The sequence below is a fragment of the Pseudonocardia phyllosphaerae genome, assembly GCF_046546475.1.
Classification (GTDB): domain Bacteria; phylum Actinomycetota; class Actinomycetes; order Mycobacteriales; family Pseudonocardiaceae; genus Pseudonocardia; species Pseudonocardia phyllosphaerae.
On sequence record NZ_JBKGXS010000012.1, the window covers coordinates 64,141 to 87,228 of the forward strand.

At 72.9% G+C, this 23,088-nt stretch carries 20 protein-coding genes; 13 read left to right on the forward strand and 7 right to left on the reverse strand.

Annotation, left to right across the window (positions count from 1 at the left end; all coding sequences use genetic code 11):
- Window positions 1–2: 2 nt before the first annotated feature.
- Window positions 3–1,682, reverse strand: a complete 1,680-nt coding sequence (locus ACLE50_RS21025) for a glycoside hydrolase family 13 protein (protein WP_410945329.1) — start codon at window positions 1,680–1,682, stop codon at window positions 3–5.
- 133 nt (window positions 1,683–1,815) lie between these two features.
- Here ACLE50_RS21025 and ACLE50_RS21030 point away from each other — a divergent pair, with 133 nt between their 5' ends.
- The 4 genes from ACLE50_RS21030 to ACLE50_RS21045 all read left to right on the forward strand — a co-directional run bounded on the left by ACLE50_RS21030 (window position 1,816) and on the right by ACLE50_RS21045 (window position 5,170).
- A complete protein-coding gene (locus tag ACLE50_RS21030) occupies window positions 1,816–2,040 on the forward strand; it encodes a hypothetical protein (protein ID WP_410945330.1) in 225 nt (74 codons plus the stop codon).
- Window positions 2,037–2,453 (forward strand): META domain-containing protein, encoded by a 417-nt coding sequence (locus ACLE50_RS21035; RefSeq protein ID WP_410945331.1) that lies wholly within the window; start codon window positions 2,037–2,039, stop codon window positions 2,451–2,453. The genes ACLE50_RS21030 and ACLE50_RS21035 overlap by 4 nt, the downstream gene beginning before the upstream one ends.
- A 270-nt stretch (window positions 2,454–2,723) precedes the next feature.
- The gene (locus tag ACLE50_RS21040) at window positions 2,724–4,250 is read left to right on the forward strand and encodes an alpha/beta hydrolase (protein WP_410945332.1); all 1,527 of its coding nucleotides are present in this window, start codon (window positions 2,724–2,726) and stop codon (window positions 4,248–4,250) included.
- A 110-nt stretch (window positions 4,251–4,360) separates the two neighbouring features.
- A complete protein-coding gene (locus ACLE50_RS21045) occupies window positions 4,361–5,170 on the forward strand; it encodes a PIG-L family deacetylase (RefSeq protein ID WP_410945333.1) in 810 nt (269 codons plus the stop codon).
- A 7-nt stretch (window positions 5,171–5,177) separates the two neighbouring features.
- Here the strand turns inward: ACLE50_RS21045 and ACLE50_RS21050 are convergent, their stop codons facing one another.
- Window positions 5,178–6,341, reverse strand: coding sequence for an acyltransferase family protein (locus ACLE50_RS21050; RefSeq protein ID WP_410945334.1), 1,164 nt, complete (start codon window positions 6,339–6,341; stop codon window positions 5,178–5,180).
- A gap of 289 nt (window positions 6,342–6,630) precedes the next feature.
- Between ACLE50_RS21050 and ctaD the strand changes: the two genes are divergently transcribed.
- Genes ctaD through ACLE50_RS21065 form a run of 3 tightly spaced genes read left to right on the forward strand, consistent with a single transcriptional unit; the run spans window position 6,631 to window position 10,398 of the window.
- On the forward strand, window positions 6,631–8,385 hold the full coding sequence (gene ctaD, locus ACLE50_RS21055) for an aa3-type cytochrome oxidase subunit I (protein WP_410945335.1): 1,755 nt from the start codon (window positions 6,631–6,633) through the stop codon (window positions 8,383–8,385).
- 1 nt (window position 8,386) lies between these two features.
- On the forward strand, window positions 8,387–9,664 hold the full coding sequence (serB, locus tag ACLE50_RS21060) for a phosphoserine phosphatase SerB (RefSeq protein WP_410945336.1): 1,278 nt from the start codon (window positions 8,387–8,389) through the stop codon (window positions 9,662–9,664).
- Window positions 9,661–10,398 (forward strand): peptidyl-tRNA hydrolase, encoded by a 738-nt coding sequence (locus tag ACLE50_RS21065; protein WP_410945337.1) that lies wholly within the window; start codon window positions 9,661–9,663, stop codon window positions 10,396–10,398. The genes serB and ACLE50_RS21065 overlap by 4 nt, the downstream gene beginning before the upstream one ends.
- A 107-nt stretch (window positions 10,399–10,505) precedes the next feature.
- Here the strand turns inward: ACLE50_RS21065 and ACLE50_RS21070 are convergent, their stop codons facing one another.
- Window positions 10,506–10,922 carry an organic hydroperoxide resistance protein gene (locus ACLE50_RS21070; RefSeq protein ID WP_410945338.1) on the reverse strand — a complete coding sequence of 139 codons (417 nt, stop codon included), beginning with the start codon at window positions 10,920–10,922 and terminating at the stop codon, window positions 10,506–10,508.
- Between the two features lie 94 nt (window positions 10,923–11,016).
- On the opposite strand from ACLE50_RS21070, the gene ACLE50_RS21075 reads away from it, so the two are divergent.
- Complete coding sequence (locus tag ACLE50_RS21075) at window positions 11,017–11,538, forward strand: mycothiol transferase (protein WP_410945339.1); 522 nt, start codon at window positions 11,017–11,019, stop codon at window positions 11,536–11,538.
- Between the two features lie 3 nt (window positions 11,539–11,541).
- Here ACLE50_RS21075 and ACLE50_RS21080 read toward each other — a convergent pair whose 3' ends face one another.
- Window positions 11,542–13,515, reverse strand: coding sequence for an ATP-dependent DNA helicase (locus ACLE50_RS21080; RefSeq protein WP_410945359.1), 1,974 nt, complete (start codon window positions 13,513–13,515; stop codon window positions 11,542–11,544).
- Window positions 13,516–13,796: 281 nt separating this feature from the next.
- Between ACLE50_RS21080 and ACLE50_RS21085 the strand changes: the two genes are divergently transcribed.
- Entirely contained in the window at window positions 13,797–14,693 is an 897-nt protein-coding gene (locus ACLE50_RS21085; RefSeq protein ID WP_410945340.1) for a thioesterase family protein, read from the forward strand.
- Between the two features lie 115 nt (window positions 14,694–14,808).
- Here ACLE50_RS21085 and ACLE50_RS21090 read toward each other — a convergent pair whose 3' ends face one another.
- The 3 genes from ACLE50_RS21090 to ACLE50_RS21100 all read right to left on the reverse strand — a co-directional run bounded on the left by ACLE50_RS21090 (window position 14,809) and on the right by ACLE50_RS21100 (window position 18,439).
- Entirely contained in the window at window positions 14,809–15,480 is a 672-nt protein-coding gene (locus tag ACLE50_RS21090; RefSeq protein ID WP_410945341.1) for a GntR family transcriptional regulator, read from the reverse strand.
- Between the two features lie 37 nt (window positions 15,481–15,517).
- Window positions 15,518–16,891, reverse strand: coding sequence for an L-serine ammonia-lyase (locus ACLE50_RS21095; protein ID WP_410945342.1), 1,374 nt, complete (start codon window positions 16,889–16,891; stop codon window positions 15,518–15,520).
- A gap of 108 nt (window positions 16,892–16,999) precedes the next feature.
- Window positions 17,000–18,439 carry an MFS transporter gene (locus ACLE50_RS21100; RefSeq protein WP_410945343.1) on the reverse strand — a complete coding sequence of 480 codons (1,440 nt, stop codon included), beginning with the start codon at window positions 18,437–18,439 and terminating at the stop codon, window positions 17,000–17,002.
- Between the two features lie 345 nt (window positions 18,440–18,784).
- Between ACLE50_RS21100 and ACLE50_RS21105 the strand changes: the two genes are divergently transcribed.
- The 4 genes from ACLE50_RS21105 to ACLE50_RS21120 all read left to right on the forward strand — a co-directional run bounded on the left by ACLE50_RS21105 (window position 18,785) and on the right by ACLE50_RS21120 (window position 23,057).
- The gene (locus ACLE50_RS21105; RefSeq protein ID WP_410945344.1) at window positions 18,785–19,165 is read left to right on the forward strand and encodes a bifunctional 3-phenylpropionate/cinnamic acid dioxygenase ferredoxin subunit; all 381 of its coding nucleotides are present in this window, start codon (window positions 18,785–18,787) and stop codon (window positions 19,163–19,165) included.
- Window positions 19,165–20,337, forward strand: coding sequence for an NAD(P)/FAD-dependent oxidoreductase (locus ACLE50_RS21110; RefSeq protein ID WP_410945345.1), 1,173 nt, complete (start codon window positions 19,165–19,167; stop codon window positions 20,335–20,337). The genes ACLE50_RS21105 and ACLE50_RS21110 overlap by 1 nt, the downstream gene beginning before the upstream one ends.
- 156 nt (window positions 20,338–20,493) lie before the next feature.
- Window positions 20,494–21,795: a serine hydroxymethyltransferase gene (gene glyA / locus ACLE50_RS21115; RefSeq protein ID WP_410945346.1), complete on the forward strand. Its 1,302-nt coding sequence runs from the start codon at window positions 20,494–20,496 to the stop codon at window positions 21,793–21,795.
- Between the two features lie 5 nt (window positions 21,796–21,800).
- Window positions 21,801–23,057 carry a sarcosine oxidase subunit beta family protein gene (locus ACLE50_RS21120; RefSeq protein ID WP_410945347.1) on the forward strand — a complete coding sequence of 419 codons (1,257 nt, stop codon included), beginning with the start codon at window positions 21,801–21,803 and terminating at the stop codon, window positions 23,055–23,057.
- The last annotated feature ends 31 nt before the right edge of the window (window positions 23,058–23,088 follow it).

Below are 23,088 nucleotides of genomic sequence, written 5' to 3' on the forward strand. Positions count from 1 at the left end.
CCTCAGCTCCGCAGCCAGACGGTGGTGTCGGCGGGGACCTCGCCGCGGGCGGTGAGCGGGCCGCTGGTCAGCAGCACCTCGGCGTCCTCCGGCAGCGAGACCGGCGCCGAGGACACGTTCACCAGCGCGGTGAAGCCGCCGCTGCCGTCGTCGCCGGTGCGGCTGAAGGCCAGCGTTCCGGTGGGGGAGTCCTGCCAGGTAAGCCCGCCACCGCCCAGGGCCGGGTGGGCCCGGCGGATCGCCAGCGCGTCCCGGTAGAGGTGCAGCGTCGAGTCCGGGTCGGCCTCCACGACGTCCGCGGCGTGCCGGGCGAACACCGGCGGCTGCGGCAGCCACGGCTCCGCGGGCGCGGACGTCGGCGCGGTCGCGGCGAACCCGAAGCCGGGCTCGCCTGCGACCCAGGGCAGCGGGACCCGGCAGCCGTCGCGGCCGCGGTCGGTGTGCCCGGACAGCTCCCAGGTCGGGTCGTCGAGCCGGTCGACCGGGATGTCCTCCACCTCGGGCAGCCCGAACTCCTCGCCCTGATAGAGGTAGGCCGTGCCCGGCAGCGCCAGCATCAGCAGCGTCGCCGCGCGGGCGCGGCGCAGGCCGAGCTCCGGGTCGGCGGGCAGGCCGGCGACGTCGACCAGGTTCCAGCCGCGCCCGGCCTCCGGCTCGCGGGCCAGCCGGGACGGGTGCCGGCACACGTCGTGGTTGGACAGCACCCACGTCGCGGGTGCGCCGACCGCGGTGTTCTCCGCGATCGCGTCGTCGATGTTGTTGCGCAGGTCGTCGGCCAGCCACGCGGCGGTGAGGAAGTTGAACCCGAACGCGGTCTGCAGCTCGTCCGGGCGCAGATAGCGCGCGAGCCGCTGCGGGTCCGGCACCCAGGCCTCGGCGACGAACACCCGCGGCGGGTCGTAGGAGTCGCCGATCCGGCGCCACGACCGGTAGACGTCGTGCACCCCGTCGCGGTCGAGGTAGGGGTGCCCGCCGTCCTGGACGTCGTTGACGTTCTCGACCAGGTCGGGCAGCCCGTCCTGCTTGACCATCGCGTTCGCGACGTCGATCCGGAACCCGTCGACGCCGCGGTCGAACCAGAACCGCAGCGTGGTCTCGAAGTCCGCGCGGACCTCCGGGTTCTCCCAGTTCACGTCCGGCTGGCGGACGTCGAACAGGTGCAGGTACCACTGCTCCGGACGGCCGTCGGCGCCGACGACGCGCTGCCACGCCGGCCCGCCGAACATCGACTCCCAGTTGTTCGGCGGCACCTCGCCGAACTCGCCGCGGCCGTCGCGGAACACGTAGCGGTCCCGCTCGGGCGACCCCGGACCGGCGGCCAGCGCGGCCCGGAACCACTCGTGCTCGTCGGAGTGGTGGTTGGGGACGATGTCCAGCAGGACCCGCAGCCCGTGCTCGTGCGCCTCGGTCAGGAACGCCTCGGCCTGCGCGGTGTCGCCGAACATCGGGTTGATCGCCCGGTAGTCGGCGACGTCGTAGCCGCCGTCGGCCAGCGGCGACGGGTACCAGGGGTTGATCCAGAGCGCGTCGACGCCGAGCCGTGCCAGGTGGCCGAGCCGGCTGCGCAGCCCGGCCAGATCGCCGGTGCCGTCGCCGTTCCCGTCGGCGAAGCTGCGGATGTAGACCTGGTAGACGACGGCGTCGCGCCACCAGTCGTGCTCGGCGGACAGGGCCGTGGACATGAGTCTCCCGGGAGATCGGGTGCGGGGGTGGGCCGGAGTGTTCCACGAGCGTGCCCGGAACCGCCCGCGATCCGCCCCGGATGTCGGTCCGGCGTGCTTTCCTGGTGGCGACGCTCCGCCGGAGGGGGATGCCGTGGTCCGGGTCGAGGGACACTGGCGCAACCGCAGCTGGGTCCGCACGCACTACCGCCATCCGCTGCGCCCCGAGGGGCGCCAGACCGGGCTGCTGTTCCCGCGCGCCCTGGTCGTGCGGATCGCCGTCGCGGGCGGTCCGTACCCGTCGTCGCCGGTCACGGCGCGGCCGCCGCTGCCCGTCCCCGGCCCGCGCCGGCCGCACCAGCGGGGGCGGGACAGGTGAGGAGGGGTGCGCTCGCGGCGGTTCTCCTCGCCGGGCTCGCCCTCACCGGCTGCGCCGACACCCCCGCCACGGGCCCCGCCGCGTCCGGGCCGCGCGCCGCCACCGCCGCCGACCTGCTCGGGCGCTGGTTCCCGGCCGACGGCACGGGGCAGGGCCGGGTGTTCGCCGAGTTCGAGCCGGACGGCTCCTGGCACGGCTCCGACGGCTGCAACGGCCAGGGCGGCACCTGGTCGCTGGGCCCGGACGGCACCGTCGACGCCACCGCGAACCCGAGCACGTTGATCGGCTGCGAGAACCTGCCGCTGGCCTCCTGGGTCGCCACCGCCCGCCGCGTGACGCTGGACGGGCCCGCCCTCGTCCTGCGCGACGGGGGCGGCGGCGAACTGGGCCGTCTGGTGCGCGGCCCGGCCTGACCGTCCCCCGGATGCGCGTCCGGCACGCCCGGCGGTGCGCGGCCCGCACGGGTGACCCACGGTGACGGGGTAACCCGAGGTGCCGGAAAAAGTCTGATACGTCCCCTATCGTTACGCCTATCGTGTCCCCGGTCCGGCGCGTTGATTGTGGATCAGGTGCGGAGGGTGGCAGCGTCCTCGCTCACGGTGCCGAGTGCGGCGCCGACGTCGTCGGATCCGCTCGGGATCCGGGAAGCCGGGGGACAGGTGCGCAGGACGTTCGGAGCGACAGTGGTCGCCATCCTCACCGCCGGCGGGCTCGCCGCCGGAGCCGTGACACCCGCCCTCGCGGCGCCCGGCGCGCCCCCGGCCCCGGTCGCCCCCACGGCCCCCGCGCCCGGCCCGATCGCCTGGGGACCCTGCTCCACGCCCGGCCTGGTCGCGGCGAAGGCCCAGTGCGGCTTCCTGTCCGTGCCGCTGGACCACGCGAAACCGGCCGGGAAGAAGATCCAGCTCGCGGTCTCGCGGGTGAAGCACACCGTGCCGGACGCGCAGTACCAGGGCGTCGCGCTCGCCAACCCCGGCGGACCCGGCGGCTCGGGCCTCGGCCTGTCCCGGCTCGGCTCGAAGGTCCCGAAGAACGCCGGCGCGGCCTACGACTGGATCGGCTTCGACCCGCGTGGCGTCGGGTCCAGCAAGCCCGCGCTGAGCTGCCAGGCCGACTACGGCGGCTACCACCGCCCCGACTACCGGCCCGAGCACGGTGCCGAGGCGGCCTGGCTCCCGAAGACCCGCGCCTACGCCAAGGCGTGCGGGAAGAAGGGCGGGGAGCTGCTGAAGCACCTGCGCACCGAGGACACCGTGAAGGACATGGACCTGATCCGTCAGGCCCTGGGTGCCGAGCAGATCACCTACTACGGCTTCTCCTACGGCACCTACCTCGGGCAGGTCTACGCCACGATGTTCCCGGACAAGGTCCGGCGCATGGTGCTCGACGGTGTCATCGACACGCGTGACTGGTGGTACGAGGCCAACCTCAACCAGAACGTCGCGTTCGAGCGCAACATCAAGACCTTCTTCGGCTGGGTCGCCAAGAACGACGAGCACTACCACCTCGGCACCACCGCAGACGCCGTCGAGAAGCGCTACGAGGAGACCTCCGAGAAGCTGCGCAAGAAGCCGGCCGGTGGTCTGATCGGTGCCTCGGAGCTGACCGACATCTTCCTGCGCGCCGGGTACAACGTGACCGAGTACACCGACGTCGCCGACGCGTTCGTCGCCGCCACGAAGAACGACGCCGTGACGCTCAAGGCGGCGTTCGACAGCGCCGGGTCGCCGACCGACGACAACAACTACGCGGTCTACCTCGCCACCCAGTGCACCGACGCCCCGTTCCCGCACGACTGGGCCACCTGGAAGCGCGACAACGTCCGTACCGACAAGAAGGCGCCGTTCAACACCTGGGGCAACGCCTGGTACAACGCGCCGTGCCTGGCCTGGCCCGCCAAGCCCGGCCCGAAGCCGGTCGTGTCGGGCAAGCTGAAGAACGGCCCGCTGCTGATCTCGGAGACCGACGACGGCGCCACCCCCTACGCCGGTGCCCTCCAGGCGCGCCGCACGTTCCCGGGGTCGTCGCTGATCGAGGGCGTCGACGGGCACACCCACTCGTCGTCGCTGTCCGGTGTGAAGTGCGTCGACGACAAGGTCGCCGACTACCTGCTCACCGGTGCGCTCCCGAAGCGGACCGCCGGTGAGGGGCACTCCGACGTGCAGTGCCCGGCGCTGGCGCCGCCGGACCCGGGTGCCCCCGCCAAGTAGCCGGCAGGCGTAGGTAAGCAGAGCAGGGAACGCGCTCCGGGGAGCGGGACGGCCGACGAGGCCGGACCGCTCCCCGGTCGTCGTTCGGGGCGTCGGTAGGGTCGGTCGTCGTGGGGACCCTCGTCAGCTTCCACGCCCATCCCGACGACGAGTCGATCGGCACCGCCGGCACGCTCGCCAAGGCCGCGGCGCTCGGACACCGTGTCGTACTCGTCTTCGCCACCCGCGGGGAGCTGGGCCGTTCCGTGCCCGGCGTCCTCGCCGAGGGCGAGAACCTCGCCGTGCGCCGCTCGGCCGAGTGCTACGCCTCGGCGAAGGAGCTGGGTGTCGCCCGGGTCGAGTTCCTCGGCTACGTCGACTCCGGCCCGGCCGGTGAGCCCGGCGCCGAGGCGCCGTACAGCTTCGCGCAGGTGCCGACCGAGCAGGCCGCGCGCCGCCTCGCCCTCGTCCTCGAGGACGAGGAGGCCGACGTGCTCACCACCTACGACGACAACGGCGGCACCGGCGACCCGGACCGGATCAAGGTGCACCAGGTCGGACAGCGGGCCGGCGAGCTGGCCGGTGTGCCGGTCGTCGCGCAGAGCACCACCAACCGCGACTGGATGCTGCGCGGCATGCGTGGCCTGCGCTCCGAGCGCGGCGAGGCCGCCCCGGACATCGAGATCCCGGACGAGGCACCGGCCATCGGCAAGCCCGAGTCGGAGATCACCCACCGGGTCGAGGCCGTCGAGTACGCCGAGCAGAAGCGGAACTCGATGCGCGCGCACGCCAGCCAGATGGGCCCGGACCACTTCCTGCTGACGATGCCCGACGCGGTGTTCGCGATGGGGCTGGGCACCGAGTTCTACATCGTCGACGAGCCGCCGAACCCGGCGTCGGCGCCGGACGTGTGGACCGACGTGTTCGAGCCGATGCGCTGAGTGCGGCTCAGACCTTCTCGGCCGGGACCGGCGCCGCGTCGCCGGATACCGCCTTCCGGGCGGCGCGGGCGGCGACGAACCGGTCGTAGCCGCGCATCAGGACCCGGTGGGCGGGGCGTTCCACCAGGCGGGTCAGCAGCCAGCCCAGCACCAGCGCGTTGACGAGCATCGCGACGGTCTGCAGGGTCGGGCCGACACCGACCTCCTGCAGCCGGCGCATCAGGACGTAGCCGGTCGTCTGGTGGATGAGGTAGACGCCGTAGGAGATCCCGGCCAGGCGCTGGAACAGCGTGGCCAGCGGGGCGGGCATCCGGCTGCCGGGCCGCGGCAGGTGCGCGACGACGGCGACCAGCAGGATCCCGATGCACACCAGCATCGAGGCGACCAGGTCCTCGGAGATGCCCTCGTCGTTGACCTCGGCGGTGTGCAGGAACTGCCCGAACCCGCACAGCACGAGCATCGCGACGGCATTCGGGGTCCGGAGCCGCCCGGTCGACCACATCCACACCGCGATCCCGGCGACGAACAGGTGCCAGCGGTGGAAGCCCAGGCCGTCGACGACGGTGGTGTACCAGACCGGCGGCTCACCCAGCGGCGTCAGACCGGCCCGTAGCGGCCAGAGCACCATCGGCACCAGCAGCGCCGACCACAGCACGACCCGCAGCGGCGTCCCGCGGCCCCAGCGGCTCGCGCCGAGCAGCGCGGCGACGGTGAACGCCATGAGCTGCAACGGCAGCGTCCAGTAGGCGGGGTCGAGCCAGGGCCACTTGTCGGTGCCCCAGTTGCCGAGCATCAGCCAGTTGTCGATCAGCTGCCCGACCGTCGGGTCGCCCCAGTTGTCCGGGGTGAGGTAGCGCAGGGTCAGCCAGGCGATCGGCACCGCGACGACGAACGCGGGCAGCAGCCGCGAGACCCGGCCCCACCAGTAGTGCGGTGCGGTGTGGCGTCCGCGCGTGGCGGCCGCGAAGTACGCCGAGACGACCAGCAGCAGGCTCGCCCCGACCTGGTGCGGGAACTCGAAGCGCGGCCGCGGAATGAGGTCCGGATGCAGCGCCGGCCCGAGGTGGGTGGAGTGGTAGAGCACGACGAGCAGCACGAATCCCGTGCGCAGCACGTCCCAGCCGGGCTCACGACGACGCCGGGGGCCCGCGGCGCTCTGCGGTGCACTCACCCGACCGACGGTAGCTCCTCGGTCACGCAGCGCCTGCGACCCCCGGTCGTGCGTGTCGATCAGCAGGTCACGGTGCCGCCGGCCCGGAGCGGGTGCGCGGACGGGTCCGCCGAGGGGTGAACCTTGACCCCGCGGTGTAGATTTCTACCCGGTGTAGAGCAGGCGTGCGGCGCACGTGGCGCGGGTGGGTGGCAGGGAGCTGCCCGGTCGGGCCGGACCCGCCGGCAGGGGCTAGAGTTCCCCTGTCCGCGAGGACGTGCTCACAGGTGAGGCAAGTGCAGGAGGCCCAGTGACAGCCGTCGCGCCCAAGCCGATCTCGACGCGCCCGTACCCGGCGCGTCGGACGGGCAAGGGTTCCACGTTCCTGAAGATGCTGCGGACGACGGACCCCAAGGACATCGCGATCCTGTACATGGTCACGTCGTTCGGCTTCTTCCTCGCCGGTGGCGCGATGGCGCTGCTCATCCGGGCCGAGCTGGCCCGCCCGGAGCTGCAGTTCCTGTCGACCGAGCAGTACAACCAGCTGTTCACGATGCACGGCACGATCATGCTGCTGCTGTACGCGACGCCGATCCTGTTCGGCTTCGCGAACTACATCGTGCCGCTGCAGATCGGTGCGCCGGACGTCGCGTTCCCGCGGCTGAACTCGTTCTCGTACTGGCTGTTCCTCTTCGGCGGCCTGATCGTGCTGTCCGGCTTCCTCACCCCGGGCGGCGCCGCCGACTTCGGCTGGTTCGCCTACACCCCGCTGTCGGACGCGATCCGCTCGCCCGGCCCCGGCGGCGACCTGTGGATCATGGGTCTGGCCGTCTCCGGTCTGGGCACGATCCTCGGTGGCGTCAACTTCATCACCACGATCGTCTGCATGCGCGCGCCCGGCATGACGATGTTCCGGATGCCGATCTTCACCTGGAACATCTTCATCACCGCGATCCTGATCCTGCTCGCGTTCCCGGTGCTCACGGCGGCGCTGTTCGGCCTCGCGGCCGACCGCCACCTCGGCGCGCACGTGTTCGACCCCGAGCACGGCGGCGTGGTGCTCTGGCAGCACCTGTTCTGGTTCTTCGGGCACCCCGAGGTCTACATCGTGGCGCTGCCGTTCTTCGGCATCGTCTCGGAGATCTTCCCGGTCTTCGCCCGCAAGCCGATCTTCGGTTACAAGGGCCTGGTCTTCGCGACGATCTCGATCGCCGCGCTCTCGGTCGCGGTGTGGGCGCACCACATGTACGCCACCGGCGCGGTCATGCTGGCCTTCTTCTCCTTCACCACCTTCCTCATCGCGATCCCGACGGGCGTCAAGTTCGTCAACTGGATCGGCACGATCTGGAAGGGCAAGCTGACCTACGAGTCGCCGATGCTGTTCTCGGTCGGCTTCCTGGTCACGTTCCTGTTCGGCGGCCTGACCGGCATCCTGCTCGCGATGCCGCCGGTGGACTTCCACGTCTCGGACACCTACTTCGTCGTCGCGCACTTCCACTACGTGCTGTTCGGCACGATCGTGTTCGCGACCTACGCCGGCATCTACTTCTGGTTCCCGAAGATGACCGGCCGGTTCATGGACGAGACGCTGGGCAAGGTCCACTTCTGGCTGACCTTCATCGGGTTCCACCTGACGTTCCTGGTGCAGCACTGGCTCGGCAACGAGGGCTACCCGCGGCGCTACGCGGACTACCTGCCCACCGACGGCTTCACGACGCTGAACACGATCTCCTCGATCGGCGCGTTCGTGCTCGGTGCCTCGACGCTGCCGTTCATCTACAACGTGTTCAAGAGCTACCGCTTCGGGCGGGTCGCCGAGCACGACGACCCCTGGGGCTTCGGCAACTCGCTGGAGTGGGCGACCTCCTGCCCGCCCCCGCGGCACAACTTCACCGAGCTGCCGCGCATCCGGTCCGAGCGCCCCGCGTTCGACCTCCACTACCCGCACCTGGTCGAGCAGGCGCGCGCCGAGGCCCACGTGGGCAACCGGGCGCACCCGACGGAGGTGCTGGCCAAGGAGGTCGGCAAGGAGTCCTGGCCGGACAACGACCCCAAGAACAACTGAGGTGGGCACGGCCGAACCCGTCCATCCCGGCCCGGCCCGGCCCACCGTCCTGGTGACGGTGACCGGGCCGGACCGGCCGGGCGTCTCGTCCGTCCTGTTCACCGCCCTGACCACGGCCGGGGTCGAGCTGCTCGACCTCGAGCAGGTCGTGGTCAACGGTCGTCTCACCCTCGGCGCGCTGGTGCTGCCCGAGGGCGACGCCGAGGAGCTCACCGAGGTCGTCGGTGAGGCCATGGACTCGATCGGCATGTTCGTGCACATCGAGGTCCAGCGCGACGGCGCCGTGGACGCCGGGCGCGCCCGCCCCGCGTCCACGCACGTCGTCACCGTGCTCGGCCGGCCCATCACCGCCCGGGCGTTCGGCTCGATCGCGGCCGAGCTCGCCGCCGTCGGCGCGAACATCGACTCGATCCGCCGGGTCGCCGACTACCCGGTGACCGGGCTGGAGCTGCTCGTCTCGCCCGTCCCCGACGGGGACCCGGACTCCTACCCGCCCGGCACGCTGCGCAAGCGGATGGTCGAGGTGGCCCGCCAGGCCGGTGTCGACGTGGCGGTGGCCCGGGCCGGGCTGGCGCGGCGCAGCAAGCGGCTCATCGTGTTCGACGTCGACTCGACCCTGATCCAGGGCGAGGTCATCGAGATGCTCGCCGCGCGGGCCGGTGCCGAGGTCGAGGCCCAGGTCCGGAAGGTGACCGAGGACGCGATGGCCGGCGAGCTGGACTTCGCCGAGTCGCTGCGCCGCCGGGTCGCCGCGCTGGAGGGGCTGCCCGCCTCGGTCGTCGACGACGTCGCCGCACAGCTCGAGCTGACGCCCGGTGCCCGCACCACGATCCGCACGCTGCGCCGCCTCGGCTACCGCTGCGGCGTCGTGTCCGGCGGGTTCTCCCAGGTCATCACCGGGCTGGTCGACGAGCTGCGGCTCGACTTCGCCGCCGCGAACGAGCTGGAGATCGTCGACGGCCACCTGACCGGACGGGTCCGGGGCGAGATCGTGGACCGGGCCGGGAAGGCCGTCGCGCTGCGCCGGTTCGCCGCCACCCACGAGATCCCGATCGAGCAGACCGTCGCCGTCGGGGACGGCGCGAACGACATCGACATGCTCTCCACCGCCGGGCTGGGCGTGGCGTTCAACGCCAAGGCCGCGCTGCGGGAGGTCGCCGACACCGCGCTGTCGGTGCCCTACCTCGACGTCGTGCTGTTCCTGCTCGGGATCACGCGCAACGAGGTCGAGGCCGCCGACGCCGCCGAGGGCGTGCTCCGGCGGGTCCCGATCGGATGACGGCGGTGCCGGGGACCTCCGTGCTCGGCCTGCTGTCCGACCGCTACGGCCGGGGCGCGCGGCGCCGGGAGATCCCGCCCGAGGCCGACGGCGTCGTGCGGGCCATGCCGGTCGTCCTGCGGATCGAGCGCGACCCGCTCCCGGAGCGCACACCGCTGCTGGAGGCCGCCGCGATCGCGGCCGTCGCCGTCTGCCTGGACCCGCGGGCCCAGCCCGGCGGGGAGTGGCACGACGCCGTCGAGACCTGGATCGACGGCCGCATCCGCAAGATCGCCCGCCGGGCCCGTGGCGCGCACTGGCGTGCGGTGCAGGAGCTGCCCGGGGTGACTGTCGAGGTGGATGGCGCCGCGGCCCGCGCGCTGCTGCCCGGCCCGGTCGACGACGTGCCGAAGACGGTGTCGCGGCTGCAGATCGGCGGCACCGAGCTGCCCGCCGACGAGCCCGGCCCGGCCCCGGACGGCATGCCGCTGGTGCTGCTGAACCCCCGCGTCGAGATGACGGTCGGGAAGGCCGCGGCGCAGGTCGGGCACGCGACGATGATCCTGGGCGCGGAGCAGGACTGGCCGGTCGGCGAGGCGCCGTCCTGCGCGGTGCGCACCCCGGACGCCGCCACCTGGGACCGGCTGTGCGACGAGCTCGATGCCGGCCTGCCCGGGCTGGTCGCTGTCCGCGACGCGGGGTTCACCGAGGTCGACCCGGGCACCGTGACCTGCCTGGGGCTGGCGGCTGGGTGACGCCCGGGCCCCGGTCGCGCGGGAACCCGGACGTCGCCCGGCACAGGACCGCCCGGGTCCGGCGGCGTGTGCCACGCCGGACCCGGGCGGAGTCGTGGGGACGGAGCTCAGACCGTCGTGGTGAGGCTGACCTCGACGTTGCCGCGGGTCGCCTTGGAGTACGGGCACACCTGGTGTGCGGCCTCGACGAGGTCCTCGGCGGTGTCCTTGTCCAGGCCGGGCAGGTGCGCGGCGATGTCGGCGGAGATCGCGAAGCTGGTGTCGTCCGGCGCGAGCTGCACGGTCGCGGTCACCTCGGTGCCGTCGGGCACGGTGACCTTCTTCTTGCCTGCCGCCAGGCGCAGCGCGCCGTGGAAGCACGCGGCGTAGGCCGCGGCGAACAGCTGCTCGGGGTTGGTGGCCCCACCGGGACCGCCCAGCTCCGGCGGCATCTTCAGGTCCTGGTCGATGAAGCCGTCATCGGAACGGATGTGGCCGTCCCGGCCGCCCCCGGACGACGTGGCCTCGGTCGTGTAGGTCGCCATCTGCGATCGCTCCTTCCGTCTCGCCACGAAATCGATTGCGCACAATCTAACGCGGACGCGTCGAGAACGCAGCACGTGGGGCAGGATCGGCGTCGTGGCCAGCGCGCAGCCGGAGTTCCCCGAGCCCACCGCACCGCGTGCCGATCGGGCCGCGGTACTGCTCGGCTACCTGGACTACTTCCGGGAGACCGTGATCGCGGCCGTCGACGGCATGCCCGGCGACGTGGCCCTGGGCTCCGTGCTGCCCTCGGGCTGGTCTCCGGCCGAGCTGCTGCACCACCTGCGCCACGTGGAACGCCGGTGGCTGGAGTGGGGCTTCCTCGGTCTCGACGTCGGGGACCCGTGGGCCGACCGGGCCGGCACCGACCGCTGGCTGCTGCCCGCAGGCGCGACGCCCGCGACAGTCCTCGCCGCACTCCGCGAGCAGGGGGAGCGGACCCGGGAGATCGTCCTCGCACACCCGCTCGACGCCGTCGGGGCACCGGGCCCGCGGTGGGAGGGCGCGCCCGCGGCGACCCTGGAGCGGGTGCTGCTGCACCTGGTCCAGGAGTACGCGCGGCACACCGGCCAGCTCGACGTCGTCGACGAGCTCACCACCGGCCGCACCGGCGAGTGAGGCTCAGGCGCCGCGCAGGCGTCGTAGCGCGCCCTTGACCTTCTCCGGGTCCGAGGTCTCCCAGAACGGCGGCAGCGAGGCCCGCAGGAACCCGCCGTAGCGGGCGGTCGCGATGCGCGGGTCCAGGATCGCGACGACGCCGCGGTCGTCGGTGGCGCGCAGCAGCCGCCCGGCACCCTGGGCGAGCAGCAGCGCCGCGTGCGTCGCGGAGACCGAGAGGAACCCGTTGCCGCCGCGGGCGTCGGTGGCCTTCTGCCGCGCGGAGACCAGCGGGTCGTCCGGCCGCGGGAACGGGATCCGGTCGATGATCACCAGCGACAGCGAGGACCCCGGCACGTCGACGCCCTGCCAGAGCGACAGCGTGCCGAACAGCGAGGTCTCCTCGTCCTCGGCGAACCGCTTGACCAGCAGCATCGTCGAGTCGTCGCCCTGGCACAGCAGCGGCGTGCTCAGCTTGCCGCGCAACGCCTCCGTCGCCTGCTTGGCCGCGCGGGTGGAGGAGAACAGGCCGAGCGTGCGGCCGCCGGCTGCGGTGACGAGCTCCTGGATCTCCGCCAGCGTCTGCGGCGCGAGGCCGTCGCGGCCGGGGGAGGGCAGGCGCTTGGCGAGGTAGAGGATCCCGGAGCGGCCGTGCGCGAACGGCGACCCGACGTCGAGCCCGGACCAGCGCGGCGCGTCCGGGTCCTGCACCGGCCCGTGCCCGGAGTCCGACGACGTGGACGTCGGCGGGGTGTCCCCGGCCTCCTTCGGCTGCTCGGCGGGCAGCCCCCACTGGCGGGCCAGCGCGTCGAACGAGCCGCCGAGCGCCAGGGTCGCCGAGGTGAGCACCGTGGTGCGCTGCCCGAACAGCCGCTCGCGCAGCAGCCCGCCGACCGACAGCGGCGCCACCCGCAGCACCTTGTACCGGCTGCCGTCGGGGCCCTGCTCACCCAGCCACACGACGTCGTAGCGCTTGGCGGGGTCGGACTCCTCGAACGTCTTCGTCAGCCGGGTGACGGTGTCGGAGACCTCGTCGAGCAGCGCCAGCGCGAGCTTGCGCGCGGCCGCGCCCTCCGGGTCGGTCTCGTCGGAGCGCTTGTTGGCGCCCAGGGCCTGCCGGCAGCCGCCTGCGGCGGACAGGATCGCGTTCAGTGCGCCCGCGACCGGGCCGGGCAGCGACTCCCAGCGTCCCGGTGCCAGGTCCTCGAGCACCGCGGCGAGACCCTCGCCGGACTCGGCGAGCCCGTCGGCGAGGTCCTGGTCGACGAGCTTGCCGCAGCGCCGCGCGGCCGCGGAGACGGTGCCCGCGGTCAGCTCGGCGGTGGCGGCGCCGGTCACCCGGTCGACGAGCTCGTGCGCCTCGTCGACCACGACGACGTCGTGCTCGGGCAGCACCTGCGCCTCGCCCATCGCGTCGATCGCGAGCAGCGCGTGGTTGGTGACGACGATGTCGGCCCGCCCGGCCTCGGCCCGCGCCTTCTCGGCGAAGCAGTCGTCGCCGGACGGGCAGCGCGACGCCCCGAGGCACTCACGCGCGGTCACCGACACCTGGCGCCAGGCGGCGTCCGGGACACCCGGGACGAGCTCGTCGCGGTCGCCGGTCTCGGTGTCGGACGCCCACTCGTGGATGCGCTTCACGTTGCGCCCCATGGAGGATATCGCGAACGCGTCGAAGAGCTGGTCGGCCTCGTCGGCCGGGTCGTCCATGTCGCCGTGCAGCTTGTTCAGGCACAGGTAGTTACGGCGGCCCTTGAGGATCGCGAAGGTGGGCTCGCGGCCCAGCGACTTCTTCAGCGCCTTCGCCACCCGCGGCAGGTCCCGGTCGACGAGCTGGCGCTGCAGCGCGATCGTCGCCGTCGAGATGACGACGGTGGTGTCGCGGGCCATCGCGTGCCGGATCGCGGGCACCAGGTAGGCCAGCGACTTGCCGGTGCCGGTGCCGGCCTGCACGGCGAGGTGCTCGCCGGAGGACAGTGACTTGCGCACCGCGTCGGCCATCGCGTCTTGGCCCTCGCGGCGCGCGCCACCGACGGAGGACACGGCCACCTCGAGCAGCTCGTGCACACCGGGCAGGTCACGGGTCTGCACAGGGGCCGGCACGTCGCCCAGGTTACCGAGCACCCCCGACGGCCACGGCCGGACGGGGGCACCGGGAGGGCCGGCCGGGACGGCCGGCGACCGCACTCGGGCACCGGGGCCCGGCGTGACAACGTACTCACCGGGTGTGATATCGGACGCCCGGTTGCCGGTGAGCGGCGACACAGCGTCACGATAGGGGCGTGACAGCGACTATCCCCACCGAGAACGTGTCGATCCCGGCGCCGGGCGAGTTCCCCGTGCTGATCGAGCACGACGCCCGTTACGCCGACCTGGACCCGAGCCGGCGGATCTCCCGCCAGGCCCTGGTGCGCTGGTTCGAGGACGCCCGCGTCGCCGTCGAGCGCGACGCGTTCGGCGCCGACCTCGTCGCGCGCCTGCAGTCCCGGGTCGGTCTGCTGCTGGCCGCGATCCGGGTCGACGTGCTGGCCCCGCTGCGCGTCACCGGCTCGTACCGGATCGGGATCGGCGTGAGCCACATCGGCACGAGCTCCTTCGCCTACCGCTACGCCGTGTTCGCCGGCGACGAGTGCGTCGCCACCGGCGAGTCGACTTCGGTGCACACCGACGGCGGCGCCCCCGCCGCGCTGCCCGCCGAGGTCCGCGCGTCGCTGGAGAAGCTGCGCGTCGAGACCCCGGCGTCGGGCCGCCCGGAGCGCGCCGAGGCCCGCCTGACCCGCGAGAACTACCCGTTCCGCTGGGACGTCCGGACCCGGTTCACCGACCTGGACACCAACCGCCACGTCAACAACGTCGCGCTGGTCTCCTGGTACCTCGACGGCATCGCCGAGCTGCACACCGACGTCCTCGGCTACCCGACCGGCGGCCCGCTCGACGGCCTCGCGCCGTCGTCGCTGTCGGTGCAGTACGTCGACGAGGTCCAGTACCCGGGCATCTACCAGATGCGCGTCGCGGTCTCGGAGATCACCGAGGACACCGTGCGCTACGTCTGCGGCCTGTTCGACGGCCGCCGCTGCATCGGCCTCGCCGAGGCCGAGGGCGGGCACCGCGGCTCGGACAACGACGGCGACCAGATCGACCTGGCCGAGGCCCTCGCGCCGTTCCGCTTCGAGGACTGAGCACCACCCCTGTCACCGGGTGGCGGTCCGGCGGGCGCCGCCCGACCGCCACCCCACAACTGACCAGAGCTGCACCCGCGCACGGCCGGGTTCACAGCAGCTGACGACGCAGGGCTCAGAGCACCGCTCGGATCGCCTCCTCGAAACCCGCGACGTGCGCCCGGCAGACGACCTCGGCGCGGCCGGTGTCGCCGTCGGCGACGGCGTGCAGCAGCTCGCAGTGCTCGTCGACGTGCCGGGCGACCTCGTCGAGCCGGTCCAGGAACATGCAGTGGATCCGGGTGGCCAGGTTGTTGTACCGGGTCAGGGTGTCCTCGAGGTACCGGTTCCCGGCCGCACGGTAGATCGCGCGGTGCACGCTCACGTCCCAGCGCATCAGCTCCGTGCGGCCCATCCCGGAGCCCTCCAGCCGGCGGACGCGCTCGGCCAACCTGCGCAGCTCGTCCCGCATCGCCGGTGACGCCGAGGCAGCGGCCCGGCGGGCCGCGAGGGGCTCCAGTGCGGTCCGGACCTCGCTGACGTCGCGCAGGTCGGAGATGTCGACGGCGGTCGCGAACGTCCCGCGGCGGGCGTAGGACACGACCAGCCGCTCGCCCTCCAGCCGCTTCACCGCCTCCCGCACCGGTGTGCGGCCCAGACCCAGCTCGGTGGACAGCGCGTCGTCGTCGATCGGGGCCAGCGGCGGGATGTCGAGCATCACCAGCTGGTCGCGGATCGCGACGTAGGCGCGGTCGGCCAGCGAGACCGGCTCGTCGAACTCCAGCGGGGTGTCGTCCAGGGTCGTCATCGGGGTTCTTCCGGGTCGGGGAGCGGGCAGGAGCTGCTCAGCACTCGACGATGTTCAGGGCGAGCCCCCCGCGGGAGGTCTCCTTGTACTCGTCCTTCATGTCGGCGCCGGTCTCGCGCATCGTGGTGATCGCCTTGTCCAGCGAGACGTGGTGGACCCCGTCGCCGTGGCACGCCATCCGGGCCGCGGTGATCGCCTTGATCGAGGCGACGGCGTTGCGCTCGATGCACGGGATCTGCACCAGGCCGCCGACGGGGTCGCAGGTCAGGCCCAGGTTGTGCTCGATGCCGATCTCGGCGGCGTTCTCGACCTGCTCGGGGGAGGCGCCGATCAGCTCGGCGAGCGCGCCGGCGGCCATCGCACACGCCGACCCGACCTCGCCCTGGCAGCCGACCTCGGCGCCGGAGATCGAGGCGTTCTCCTTGAACAGCACGCCGATCGCACCCGCGGTGAGCAGGAAGCGGACGACGGCGTCGTCGTCGATGCCCGGGAGGAACCGGGTCGCGTAGTGCAGGACGGCCGGCACGATCCCGGCCGCCCCGTTCGTCGGCGCGGTCACGACGCGGCCGCCGGCGGCGTTCTCCTCGTTGACCGCGAGCGCGTAGAGGGTCACCCACTCCATGGCGTGGAAGGCGTCGGGCTCGCCGGTCGCGGACTCCAGGTGCGCGCGCAGCGTGGCCGCGCGGCGGCGGACCTTCAGCCCGCCGGGCAGGGTGCCACCGGTCGTGGTGCCGCGTTCGACGCACTCCTGCATCACCGACCAGATGTGCAGCAGCTCGGCGCGGACCTCGTCCTCGGTGCGCCTGCACAGCTCGTTCTCCAGCATCACCCCGGCGATCGAGAGCCCGGTGCGGCGGGTGACGGCGAGCAGCTCGTCGCCGGTGGTGAACGGATGGGCGACGGGGGTGTCGTCCTCGGGGAGCGCGTCGCGCGCGATCTCGGTCGCGTCGAGCACGAAGCCGCCGCCGACGGAGTAGTACTCGTGCTCGTCGAGCACGGCGCCGTCGGCGTCGCGGGCGGTGAAGACCATGCCGTTGGTGTGGAAGTCCAGGCGCTTCGTGCCGGACAGCAGCACGTCGTCGTCGAGGTCGAAGGCGATCTCCCGGACCCCGCCGAGGTCGAGCCGGCCGCTCGCGCGCACCGCGTCGACCAGCGGCTGCGCGCGGTGCGGGTCGACCAGCTGCGGCTGGTACCCGGCGAGCCCGAGTGCGACGGCGGTGACGCTGCCGTGGCCCTGCCCGGTCGCGCCGAGCGAGCCGAACAGCTCCACCCGGACGCCTGCGGTGCGGGGGAGCAGGCCGGCGTCGGTGAGCCGGGTGACGAACCGGTACGCGGCACGCATCGGCCCGACGGTGTGCGAGCTCGACGGGCCGACGCCGACGCTGAACATGTCGAAGACGGAGATGGTCATCCGCGCTCTCCTCCCGGGAAGTCGCTGACCGGATGACCGACATTAGACTGATATATCAATGCTGCCAAGGGGTGCGCGGCGAGCGTGTCGCCCGGCGGCTCGCGTCGCTCAGTGGCTGCGGTCGTGCGGCTGCTCCAGGGGGACCCCGTCCGGCGACATCGGCGGGGGCTCCAGGTCCGCGCTCGAGGTCAGCGGTGCCGCGCCGGCCAGTGGCCTGCCCGCGGACTCGCGCAGGAAGAAGGCGCTGACCGTGCCGACCACACCCGCTGCGAGCAGGTAGTACGCCGGCCAGTCGAGATCACCGGTCGCGGTCACCGCGGCCTCGATCACCGTCGGCGCGGTCCCGGCGAACGCGGCCACGAACACGTTGAACACCACGCCGAGGCCGCCGTAGCGGACCATCGTGGGGAACTGGGCGGGCAGCGTCGCGGGCAGGACCGCGGCGAAGCAGACCAGCACCGCGCCGAGCAGCAGCAGGCCGACGACCTGGCCGACGACCCCGGTGCGCAGCAGCCACACCGCGGGCAGGGCGACGACGACCGTCGCGAGCCCCGCGGTCAGCAGCACCGGTTTGCGGCCGATCCGGTCCGAGAGCCGTCCGATGCCGCCGATCGCGCACAGCATGCACAACATGACCCCGACCAGCGCCGCACCCGCGCCGGCCGGGCTCGTCCCGGGGACGCCGAAGCGCGGAAGCGTGCCGGTCAGGTAGGTCGGCATGTAGGTGGTGAGCACGTAGTTGACGACGTTCCACGCGACGACCAGGCCGCCCGCGACCAGTGCCGGACCGCGGTAGCGGGTCAGCAGGATCTGCATCGCGCGCCGGTAGGGCATCGTCGCCAGCGCGGGGGAGCGCTCCATCAGCTGGCGGAACGCGGGTGTGTCCTCCAGGCGCATCCGCAGGTAGATCCCGGCGACACCGAGCGGCAGGGCCAGCACGAACGGGATCCGCCAGCCCCAGCTCACCAGGTCCTGCGGGGGCAGCGCCGCGACCAGTACGCCGCACACCCCGGCCCCCAGGGTGTAGCCGGTGATCGTCCCGAACTCGAGCCGGCTGCAGAAGAAGCCGCGGCGCCGGTCCGGGGCGTACTCCGCGACCAGGGTCAGTGCGCCGGTGTACTCACCGCCCGCGGAGAAGCCCTGCAGCATCCGGATGAGCAGCACCAGCAGCGGGGCCGCGATCCCGATCGACTCGTAGCTCGGGACGAGACCGAGCGCGACCGTCGCGACGGTCATCAGCAGCACGGTGAACGCCAGCACCCGGGTCCGGCCGATCCGGTCGCCCAGCGGGCCGAGTACGAACCCGCCGAGCGGGCGCACGAGGAACGCCGCGGCGAACGTGCCGAGGGTCAGCACCAGCGACCAGCGTCCGGCCTCGGGGTAGAGGACCCGGCTCATCGCCGTCGCCGCGAGGTAGGAGAAGAGCCCGAAGTCGTACCACTCGGCCACGTTGCCGACCGCCGCCGCCGTGGCCGCCCGCCGGACGGTGCGTTCCTCCTCGATCGCCACCGGGCCCCGGCGGCGGGGTCGCCGCGGTGCGTCGGACATCAGGAGGCCCCCTTCGGCGGGGTCGTGGGTGGTGGTGCCGCGGAAGTGTCGCAACCGTCGGTCGCGCGGCGCCATCGTCGCCGACGTTCCGTACGTGGTCCACGAGTGATATATCTTTCGCCGCGTCGGTCTTCCATGTCCTCTGTGGTGCGGTGCGTGTGCTTCGCGACACCCGGTGCGTTGCCGCCCGCGTCGCGGGCGTTTCGGACGTGTTTCCGCCCGCCCCGTCGCGTCGATCGCCTGGTCGGGCGCCGAAAATCGATCGTTGACGGCCGCCGGTCCCGGCCTCATTCTCTGGTTGCGCAACGCGTGGTGAGTTTCGCGATAGGCAACACAGGAGGAACCATGATCTTCGTGGGCGAGCTGTCCGACATCCCCGTCGGGGAGTCCGTTCGTGTGTCCGGGACGGTGGCGATCGCGGTGTTCAACGTCGACGGCGAGCTCTACGCCATCGACGACACCTGCACCCACCAGGACGCATCGCTCTCCGACGGCTGGCTCGAGGGCTGCGCGGTCGAGTGCCCGCTGCACGCGGCCTGCTTCGATCTGCGCACCGGCAGGCCGAGCGGCCCGCCCGCGAAGACGCCGGTCCGCACGCACGCCGTGCTCGTCGAGGACGGCCGGGTGTGGGTCCGCGAGACCGCGGGGGCCGAGCAGGCCGCCGCGCTCGACGTCACCGCAGGCGCCACCGCGCCGGAGATCGTGGGTTCCGGAGCGGAGGTCTGATGCTCGAATCCGTGACCGTGGTCGGCGCCTCCCTCGCCGGGCTCGCGACCGCACGGGCCCTGCGCGAGCAGGGCTTCACCGGGCGTCTGGTCGTCGTCGGCGACGAGAAGCACCTGCCCTACGACCGTCCTCCGCTGTCGAAGGACTACCTCGGCGGCACCGCCTCCGACGAGGACGTCGCGCTCACCACCGCCGACGACGGCGAGCTCGGCATCGAGTGGCGCCTCGGCCGCGTGGCCACCGCCCTGGACGCCGCCACCCGCACCGTCACCCTCGACGACGGCGAACGCCTCACCGCCGACGCCGTCGTGCTCGCCACCGGCGCCCGGGCCCGCACCCTGCCGGGCGAGCTCCCGCAGGGCGTCCACACCCTGCGCACCCTCGACGACGCCCGAGCCCTGCGTACCGACCTGCAGCCCGGCAGACGGCTCGTCGTGGTCGGGGCCGGGTTCGTCGGTGCGGAGGTCGCCTCCACCGCGGCCGGGCTCGGCCTGGCCGTCGAGATCGTCGAGGCGGCGCCGGGGCCGCTGCGCCGCGCCCTCGGCGAGCAGCTCGGCGACGCCTGCGGCGGGTTGCACGCCGCACACGGCGTCACGCTGTATCCGGGCACCGGTGTCCGGGAGATCGCCGGATCCCCGCGGGTCACCGGCGTCGTGCTCGACGACGGCCGCACGCTGCCCGCCGACGTGGTCGTCGTCGGGATCGGGGCGGCGCCCAACGTGGAGTGGCTCGACGGCTCCGGACTGGAGATCGACGACGGCGTGGTCACCGACGCCGCCGGGCTCACCGCGTTCCCGGGGGTCGTCGCGGTCGGGGACTGCGCCGCCACCCAGCGGGACTACACCGGCTCGCGGCTGCGCCTGGAGCACTGGACCAACGCGCTGCAGCAACCCGCGGTCGCCGCGGCCGCGCTGCTGGGTGGGGCGCACGCGCTGCCCGCCCACCACGTGGTGCCCTACTTCTGGTCCGACCAGTACGGGCACAGCATCCAGTTCGCCGGGCACCGCGACCCGGCGGGCTCGGTGCGCATCGAGGACGGCGACCCGGCCGCGGCCGATGCCGGCCTGCTGGCGCTGTTCCTCGACGCGGCCGGCGACCCCGTCGGTGTGCTCGGTATCGACCGGCCCCGGCCCTTCGGCCGGTGGCGCCGGGAGCTGGCGAAACGCTGCTGAGCGGCCCGCGCTGGGGGGTCGGTGCGTCCGCGCCCGACCGCCCGGCGCAGGCGGGAATCCCGCTCCCACCAGCCTATTGACCGCAGATCCGCCGCCGTGCCAGCCTTACGGCCAGTTGATATATCAGTCCGCACGAGATGATATCTGGAGGGCCCGATGACGACGTTCGCCGTCGACTCCGGCCAGGAGACCGGGGACCCGGCCGCAGCGCTCAACGGCAAGCTGAGCGAGGTCGACCCGCAGGTGTACGCGGCGGTCACCGCCGAGCTCGCCCGGCAGCGCGGCACGCTGGAGATGATCGCCAGCGAGAACTTCGCCCCGCAGGCCGTGATGGAGGCACAGGGTTCGGTCCTGACCAACAAGTACGCGGAGGGTTACCCGGGCCGGCGCTACTACGGCGGCTGTGAGCACGTCGACGTCGTCGAGCAGCTGGCGGTCGACCGGCTGACGGCGCTGTTCGACTGCGAGTACGCCAACGTCCAGCCGCACTCCGGCGCCCAGGCCAACGCCGCGGTCATGGCCGCGCTGCTCGAGCCGGGCGACACGATCCTCGGCCTGGACCTCGCGCACGGCGGGCACCTCACGCACGGGATGCGGCTGAACTTCTCCGGCAAGCTCTACGACGTCGCCGCCTACCGGGTCCGCGAGAGCGACCACCTCGTCGACATGGCCGAGGTCGAGCGGCTCGCCCACGAGCGCCGTCCGAAGCTGATCGTCGCCGGCTGGTCGGCCTACCCGCGCCACCTCGACTTCGCCGAGTTCCGCCGGATCGCCGACGACGTCGGCGCCTACCTGATGGTCGACATGGCGCACTTCGCCGGCCTGGTCGCCGCGGGGCTGCACCCCTCGCCGGTGCCGCACGCGCACGTCGTCACCAGCACCACGCACAAGACCCTCGGCGGCCCGCGCGGCGGCGTGATCCTGGCCGGTGCGGAGCTGGCGAAGAAGTTCAACTCCAGCGTCTTCCCCGGTCAGCAGGGCGGTCCGCTGGAGCACGTGATCGCGGCCAAGGCCGTGGCGTTCAAGCTCGCCGCCGAGCCCGCGTTCCGCGAGCGCCAGGAGCGCACCCTGGCCGGCGCACGGATCCTCGCCGAGCGGCTGCGCGCCGAGGATGGTGTCGGCGTCGTCTCCGGAGGCACCGACGTCCACCTCGTCCTGGTCGACCTGCGCCACTCCGAGCTCGACGGCAAGCAGGCCGAGGACCGGCTGCACCGCGTCGGGATCACGGTGAACCGCAACGCCGTCCCGTTCGACCCGCGCCCGCCGATGGTCAGCTCCGGTGTCCGGATCGGCACCCCCGCCCTGGCCGCCCGCGGCTTCGACACGGACGACTTCACCGAGGTGGCCGACGTCGTCGCCCGCGCCCTGCGGCCCGCCGCCGACGAGTCCGAACTGGACGCTCTCGCCGCCCGCGTCACCGCGCTGGCCGACCGCCACCCCCTCTACCCGGAGCTGTGACCGTCATGGACCACCGGACCGAGCCTCCCGGCGCCCACCTGCCCGAGCACCCCGACTTCCTGTGGCACAACCCGGAGCCGAAGCGCTCCTACGACGTCGTGATCGTCGGCGGCGGCGGGCACGGCCTGGCCACCGCGCACTACCTGGTCAAGAACCACGGGATCACCAACGTCGCCGTCCTGGAGAAAGGCTGGCTGGCCGGCGGGAACATGGCCCGCAACACCACGCTGATCCGCTCCAACTACCTGTGGGACGAGTCCGCCCGGATCTACGAGCACTCCCTCAAGCTCTGGGAGGGCCTGGAGGACGACCTCGGCTACCCGATCCTGTTCTCCCAGCGCGGCGTGCTGAACCTCGCGCACACCGAGCAGGACGTCCGCGACTCGGTCCGCCGGGTCGAGGCCAACAAGCTCAACGGGATCGACGCCGAGTGGCTGGGCCCCGACGACGTGGCCAAGGTCTGCCCGATCGTCAACGTCTCGGACGGCATCCGCTACCCGGTGCACGGCGCCACCTACCAGCCGCGCGCCGGCATCGCCAAGCACGACTACGTGGCCTGGGGCTTCGCCCGCCGCGCCGACGCCGCAGGCGTCGATCTCATCCAGGACTGCGAGGTCCTGGACTTCCACACCGAGGGCAGTGTCGACGACGGCACCGCGCGGATCACCGGGATCCGCACCTCGCGCGGCGACATCGCCTGCGGGCAGGTCGCGCTCTGTGCCGCCGGGTTCACCTCGACGCTGCTCGACAAGCTCGGCGTCGCCGCGCCGCTGCAGTCGCACCCGCTGCAGGCGCTGGTCTCGGAGCTGCTGGAGCCGGTGCACCCGACGATCGTCATGTCCAACGCCGTGCACGTGTACGTCTCGCAGGCGCACAAGGGCGAGCTGGTCATGGGTGCCGGGGTGGACTCCTACAACGGCTACGGCCGCCGCGGCGCGTTCCACATCATCGAGCGCCAAATGGCCGCCGCGGTCGAGCTGTTCCCGGTGTTCGCCCGGGCGCACCTGCTGCGCAGCTGGGCCGGCGTCGTGGACACCACCCCGGACGCGTCGCCGATCGTCGGCCGCACCCCGTACGCCAACGCCTACCTCAACTGCGGCTGGGGGACCGGCGGCTTCAAGGTCACCCCCGGGCTGGGCTGGTGCCTGGCCGACACGATCGCGAACGACGAGCCGCACCCCTACGTCGCGCCCTTCGGCCTGGACCGGTTCGTGACCGGCGCACTGGTCGACGAGCACGGCGCCGCCGCCGTCGCCCACTGAGCCGTACCGACCCGCACCGTTTCCCAGGAGA